The following is a 6,476-nucleotide window of genomic DNA, read 5'->3' as shown; positions in this document are numbered from 1 at the left end:
AGGAACTGCAGCTCGACGTGAACAGCGTAGGGCTGAAAGGCTCGCCGACCTGGGTGAGCCGCATCTTCTCTCCCGAGCGGGCGGAAGGCGAGATCATCGGTGACGGCCTTAACGATCCCGTTGCAGCCGCCCATCTGCTGGTCGATCGCCTGATCAGTGGCGATATGTTGGCCGTATAGATCTAAAGGTGACCAAATGAAAGATGTGGAGAACGTGAAGAAACCGCGCGGTAAGGCGCGGGTGCTAACCGGCAGATGTGTTGCCTGTGGTGCCCGCTGTCAGAGCGCCTGCCCGGTGGACGGCGTCGAGATGAGTGAGGGGGGCGAGCCGATCATCGTGGTTGAAAGATGCATCGGCTGCCTGAAGTGCGTAAAGGTCTGCCCTGCCGGCGCGCTGGAGATGTTCTACACCGCAAAAGAGCTGGAGATCCTGGCCCGGCTTTCCGGCAAGGGCGAAGAGGATCTGGACGAGGAAGAACTTGAGCGCCGTCGCAGGGTCGGCGCCTACCGTGGTGTCTGGGTCTTCATCGAGCAAAACTCAGGCGAAGTGGCCCGTGTTTCCTGGGAATTGACCGGCGTTGGACGCGAGCTCGCTGAGAAGCTGGGGGTCGAGCTCACCGCCGTCATCATCGGCGACAAGATATCCCATCTTGCCAACGACGCCTTCAGCTACGGCGCCGATCAAGCGATTGTCATCAACGATCCTGTCTTCCGTCTGTACCGCACCGAGCCGTACCTCGACGCCATGTGTCACCTGATCGACAAGCACAAGCCTGAGGTGGTGCTGATGGGGGCCACCGGTATGGGGCGCGACCTAGCTGGAGCGGTGGCCACCCGCGTCAAGACCGGCCTCACCGCGGACTGCACGGGATTGGACATCGACGAGAAGCGCAACCTGATGCAGACGCGGCCCGCCTTCGGCGGCAACATCATGGCCACCATCATGTGTGATCGCTTCCGCCCACAGATGGCGACGGTTCGCCCGCACGTCATGCCCATGCCCGAGCGACGCTCCGGTGCAACCGGCCGCGTCATCGAAGAGCATTTCACCATACCCGAGTCCTCCATCTTCACCCGGGTGCTGGAAGTCATCACCGACAAGGCCGGCAAGGACAAGGTGGACGTGGCCGGCGCCGAGTTCATCGTCTCCGGCGGGCGCGGCATGATGGCCAAGGAGAACTTCGGCATGCTGGAAGAGCTGGCCTATCTGCTCGGTGGCGTGGTCGGCGGTTCCCGCAGCGCGGTTGACGCAGGGTGGCTGCCGCAGGACCGCCAGGTGGGGCAGACCGGGAAGACGGTACGGCCGAAGATCTACATCGCCTGCGGCATCTCCGGTGCCATCCAGCACCTGGTTGGGATGCAGGATTCCGACGTCATAATCGCCATCAACAGGGATCGGGAGGCGCCGATCTTCGAAGTCGCCACCTTCGGCATCGTCGGCGACCTTTTTCAGGTGGTGCCGGTGCTAACCGGGCGGCTCAGGGAGCTAAAAGAAGCGCGGTAATACCTGGGACGTCCTGGAGATGGTTCGTGTGCACCGGCCATCTCGGCGAAGGTGGGCGCTGCTCACCCCAAGTCCATTGTCAGAAAGTCCCCTCTCCCGAAGGGGGAGGGCTAGGGAGGGGGAACTCCTTCCGCGCAGAGACTCACACGAGTTTATTGAGGGAGGAATTTCTACGTATGCAGCAATCGATTTTTGCCGTTCTTCTTGCCGGCTCTCTGGCCGCCTTCGCCTTCAGCTGCTACCGCCGTCTTGCCCTCGTCACCGTTGGCACCGGCGAGCCCCGTTTCGATCGACCAGTGAGCCGGTTGAAGGATGCCCTGGTTTTCGCCTTTGGTCAAAAACGTGTCGTGAGCGGTCCTTTCGGAATCAACCACGGCGTTATTTTTTGGGCCTTTCTGGTTCTTGCCCTCGCCAACGGAGAGTTCCTGGTCTCCGGGCTCTTCCCCGGCATCTCGTTCGCGCGCCTTCCTGAGCCTCTCCACGGTGCGCTCTCCTTGCTGTTCGAGCTCTGCTCATTGGCGGCTCTGGCCGCGGTTGTGGTGGCCTGCCTTCGCAGGATCTTCAATCCCCCCTACGAAGGAGCTCGTACTTTCGAGGCCTTCCTTATCCTCACCATGATCGCCGGGCTGATGGTGGCCTATTTCGGGGTGCACGGCGCGGAGATCGCGCTCGGCATGATGCCGGCCAGCGCAACCCTGCCGGTTTCCAGTGCAGTGGCCAAGGTGCTGGGGCGTGTGGTACCAGCCGATCTGCACGGTGTGCATGCAGCCTGCTGGTGGGGCCATGCCGTGCTGCTGCTCAGCTTCATGAACTTTCTTCCCTACAGCAAGCATATGCACATCCTGACCGCCATCCCCAACGTCTTTCTGCGCAGCCTCGAGATACCCAACTGCCAGCCACGCGAACGGTTCGAGGAGGGGAATGCCTATGGAGCAACCAGTGTCGACCGGTTGAGCTGGAAGGATCTGCTCGATTCCTTCTCCTGCACGGAATGCGGCCGCTGCCAGAACTCCTGTCCTGCTGCCAGCACAGGGAAACCGCTGAACCCGCGGCTGGTGATCCATGCCATCAAGGAGAACCTCCTTCTGAATGGCAGGCCGCGGACCAAATCCGAACAAGGCGCCTCCCTGATCGGCGAGGACGGAAGTGGCAACTGCAGCGAGTCAGCCCTGTGGAGTTGCACCTCCTGCAGCGCTTGCATGGAATCGTGCCCCGTCTTCATCGAGCACCTCCCTAAAATCGTGAAGATGCGCAGACACCTGGTCCAGATGGAGGCGCGTTTCCCGGAAGAGCTTCTGAACCTGTTCGAGAACATGGAGCAGCGCTCCAATCCCTGGGGGATGGCGCCTGCGGAGCGCGGCAAGTGGGCCTCGCAGCTGAAGGTCCCTGCTTTCGAGGCGGGACTAACCGAGTACCTTCTCTTCGTCGGCTGTTCCGGTGCCTTCGACGCCAGGAACAAGCAGGTCACCACCGCGCTGACCAGGGTGCTGGACGCAGCCGGCGTTTCCTACGGCATTTTAGGGAAAGAGGAGAAGTGCTGCGGGGAAAGTGTCCGCCGGTTGGGGAACGAGTACCTCTTCGATATGATGGCGCGCGAGAGTGTGCAGCAGTTCCAATCGAAAGGGATCACCAAGGTAATTACCCAGTGTCCGCATTGCTTCAATACTCTGAAGAACGACTTCAGGCAGTACGGCATCGAACTGGACGTCGTGCATCACAGTGAGTTCATCAAGAACCTGGTAGATCAGGGGGAACTGAGGCTCGCCCAGCAGTCGGAAGGGGTGGGGAGCGTGGTCTTTCATGACTCCTGCTATCTCGGCAGGCACAACGGGGTCTATGATGCGCCGCGTGGAGTCATCAGCGAAGTGACCGGAAAGCCGGTGAGGGAGATGGCGCGAACCAGGGAGAACGCCTTCTGTTGCGGAGCAGGTGGCGGCAGGATGTGGCTGGAGGAGCACGAAGGAACGCCGATCAACCGGAACCGCGTCAAGGAGGCCCTGGAGCAGGAGCCTTCCACCATCTGCGTGAGCTGCCCGTTCTGCATGACCATGTTCGAGGACGGCGTTAAGGAGTTTAGCGGAAGTGCCGTCCAGGTAAGGGATATTGCCGAGGTCGCCGCGCTGGGGCTGAAGTAGAAGGAACGATCAAAAGGAAGTCAGTCACCCTGGTAGGATATCGAAAAGCCGTTCGCCCTGAGCCTGTCGAAGGGTGAAGTGGAACTGATACGGCTTGATAAGCTGATGAGGCTTGGCGTCCGCAATTCGCACTTCGACAGGCTCAGCACGAACGGGTTTCACGCTCAGCAGACATTTTCAGCTAATTTCAGTCGCCGCCAGTTACTTCGCCTGCTCCTTCAAGGTTTGGGTGATGAAGTCGGCAACGTCGGATTTGAGTTGTATCAGGGCGTTGCTGTCCAGGTACATCATGTGGCCGGAGCGGTAGCGGCGCTCGGTGATGTTCCTGCGAAGTGCAGGTGTGAGGCCGAGATGGGCCAGGGTGTACTCGGCGGCGAAGTGCGGCGTGGCCAGGTCGAACAGTCCGGAGGCAACCATCACCTTCATGTACGGGTTCTTCGCCAGGGCGTTTCGCAGGTTGTCGCTGGTGTCCGCGTAACTGTTCTTAGCCTCCCAGTCCCAGCGCCCAACACCGCCGCCCAAGGTGAAATACTCGTGATCGGATTGGTAGCCGAGTTCGTCACGCAGGTAGCTGTTCATGGCCGAGGTGAAGGGGGGACGGATGGTGGTGACGGTCGGGTCGAAACCGCGCTGAGCCGAGGGATCCACGTCGGCCGCGGTAAGGCGGCTGTCCATCCAACCGGTGATCCGCCTGCTGTCGCGCAGCAGTTCCCGTGCGAAGGTGGTCTGGTCGATGCGCAGGTTACGGTTGTCGATGAAGGAAGGGCTAAGACCGGTGAAGCGGGCCATTTTGGCCACCACGGCCTGACGCTCTGCTGCGGAAAGCCGGTCTCCCTTGTTCAGCGCGTCCTGGAATTCCCCGGCAGCCCATTGCTCGGCAGCCGACAGCGTCTTGTCGAGGTCCGCCTGCAGGTCGGGATCGAGTTTCTTGTGGTACCAGGCGGTGGCCGTGTAGCTGGGGAGGAACAGCTGATACGGCAGGTCGTTGCCGTTGTCGAAGGATATGGTCTGCATGTTGAGGACCATCGAGACCTCGATCATCCCGCTTAAGGCGATGCCGTGTTCCAACAGAAAATCGGAGAGGCCGGCGGCGCGGAAGGTGCCGTAGCTTTCGCCGACCAGAAACAGCGGCGCACCCCAGCGGTCGTTGCGCGTCAGGTACAGCCTGACGAAGCTCCCCAGGGATTCGATGTCCCCCCGTACGGTGGCGAAATTCTTGGCGAGATCAGGTTTTTCTGCCCTGCTGTAGCCGGTTCCCACCGGGTCCACGAATACCAGGTCCGCGAGATCCAGCCAGCTGTAGGCGTTATCGACCAGGTGGAAGGGGGGGGGTGGCATGTTGCCGTCCGGCAGCATCTGCACCCGCCTGGGACCGAGGGCCCCCAGGTGCAGCCAGACCGATGCCGCTCCTGGACCTCCATTGAAGACGAAAAGCAGAGGACGGCGTTTGGAGCGCTCCTTCGATTCGGCCTGGTAGGCGACGTAGAACATCCGCGCTTCGGTTTCACCAGCCTCGGTCTGAATGGGAAGTTCACCCGCGGTCGCCGTGTAGGAGAGCTCCTTGCCGTCGATCCTTACTTGGTGCCGGGTGATAAAGGTCTTGGATTGCGAAGTCGGGACGCGTTCCTTGCTCGGCTCTCTTTTCGTTTCTTCCGTCGAGGCTTTCCCGGAGGGTTGATCCGATGCTGCGGACAACGGGAAGGGAAACAGCGATCCTGCCACCAGTAAGCTCACCGCAAGTACCATTCGCAACAAAGAAGCACCTCCACGACAATCGCTCATCACAGTCATTCTCTCTTTTGCAGCAGATTCCTGCACCACATATGCTAACCCCTCCTCTCCCCTTGCGGGGAGGGAGGGGCACGTTGACCTTGTTAGCATGGGCTAGAAAGCAACGAAGGGACCTGTTCCGAGGGTGGGCACGTTTTTCTGCTGGTAGCCGAGATAAACGTTTCGACCCATGAAGAAGGGGAGCCCCCAGTCGAAGCCGAAGGTGGAGTTGCCGGCAACGTCACTGAAGACGCTGTTGCCGGTGCTTACCTCCGTGATGAAGTTGCCCACGGTGAACGGGACATCAAGGGCAGGAGATCCATTGAAGCCGGTGACGGTGGCAAGCACTGCCCTGGTGACCGGCGGGCAATACCACTCCTGGTTCGGGGCAGCGCAAAGCGGCAGCACGGACGGGTTCAGGTTCGGGATGAAGAGGGCGTTGGAGCCGGTGTCCACGAAACTCCTATTGCTGGTATTAGCGTTGGGGTAGAGGGTCCTGAATTCGCCGGTGTTATCTTCCGGGATGACGGTGACGGTTCCGGCGGTGTTGTTGGCCTGGGTGTTGATGCCGAAGAGCAGGCTGCCGGTGATGGAGGGTGCCCCTCCAGCCGGGACCGGCGGCAGCTGGATCATGATGCCGTTGTTGTCCACCGGGAGGCTGGCTATGGGATTGGCCACCTGGTTGGCGGTGGGGACGATGGTGCCGGTGCAGGTGCCACCGGAGCAGCTGTAATACAAGCCGTTGTTAGCGGTGCTTACACAGCCTGGGCCGCAGTCCTGGGCGAAGACGTCCACGCCGAGGATGCCGTTGAACCCGGCGGAGACCGGGGTGGGATCTGCGTTGGCGCAGCCCGCAGGGCGGGTTCCTCCGAAGCTGGAATCGATCACCTGGATAGGCACCAGCACTGCCGGTTCGCCCCCTACCTGGACGCTCGCCATCTTGATCGGTCCCCAAAGCGACGAGCCGTCGGCGAACTGCACGCATCCCGCCAGCGACCCGCCGCCGGCAGCGATGCCGGGCAGGGTCAGGTTGGGGATGGCGGAGCTGAAAACGCGCAGCCCGGTGCT

The 6,476-nt window shown here is 61.3% G+C and carries 4 protein-coding genes and 1 pseudogene; 3 read left to right on the top strand and 2 right to left on the bottom strand.

All coding sequences use genetic code 11. From position 1 onward, the window contains the following. The 3 genes and pseudogenes from VJ604_RS07375 to VJ604_RS07365 all read left to right on the top strand — a co-directional run. Positions 1-179, top strand: a pseudogene (locus tag VJ604_RS07375) (electron transfer flavoprotein subunit beta); the annotation flags it as partial. 16 nt (positions 180-195) lie between these two features. Then, complete coding sequence (locus VJ604_RS07370) at positions 196-1,503, top strand: FAD-binding protein (protein ID WP_324081173.1); 1,308 nt, start codon at positions 196-198, stop codon at positions 1,501-1,503. A gap of 176 nt (positions 1,504-1,679) precedes the next feature. Next, a complete protein-coding gene (locus VJ604_RS07365; protein WP_324081171.1) occupies positions 1,680-3,638 on the top strand; it encodes a (Fe-S)-binding protein in 1,959 nt (652 codons plus the stop codon). Positions 3,639-3,839: 201 nt separating this feature from the next. Here the strand turns inward: VJ604_RS07365 and VJ604_RS07360 are convergent, their stop codons facing one another. Further along, a complete protein-coding gene (locus tag VJ604_RS07360; protein ID WP_324081169.1) occupies positions 3,840-5,333 on the bottom strand; it encodes a S10 family peptidase in 1,494 nt (497 codons plus the stop codon). A 189-nt stretch (positions 5,334-5,522) separates the two neighbouring features. Then, the coding region (locus tag VJ604_RS07355; protein WP_324081167.1) for a DUF3443 family protein at positions 5,523-6,476 on the bottom strand (954 nt) is incomplete at its 5' end.

This window comes from Geomonas sp., assembly GCF_035254065.1.
Lineage (GTDB): Bacteria > Desulfobacterota > Desulfuromonadia > Geobacterales > Geobacteraceae > Geomonas.
Note: the sequence above shows the minus strand (reverse complement) of the source record. Positions and strands in the feature narration are given on the sequence as shown.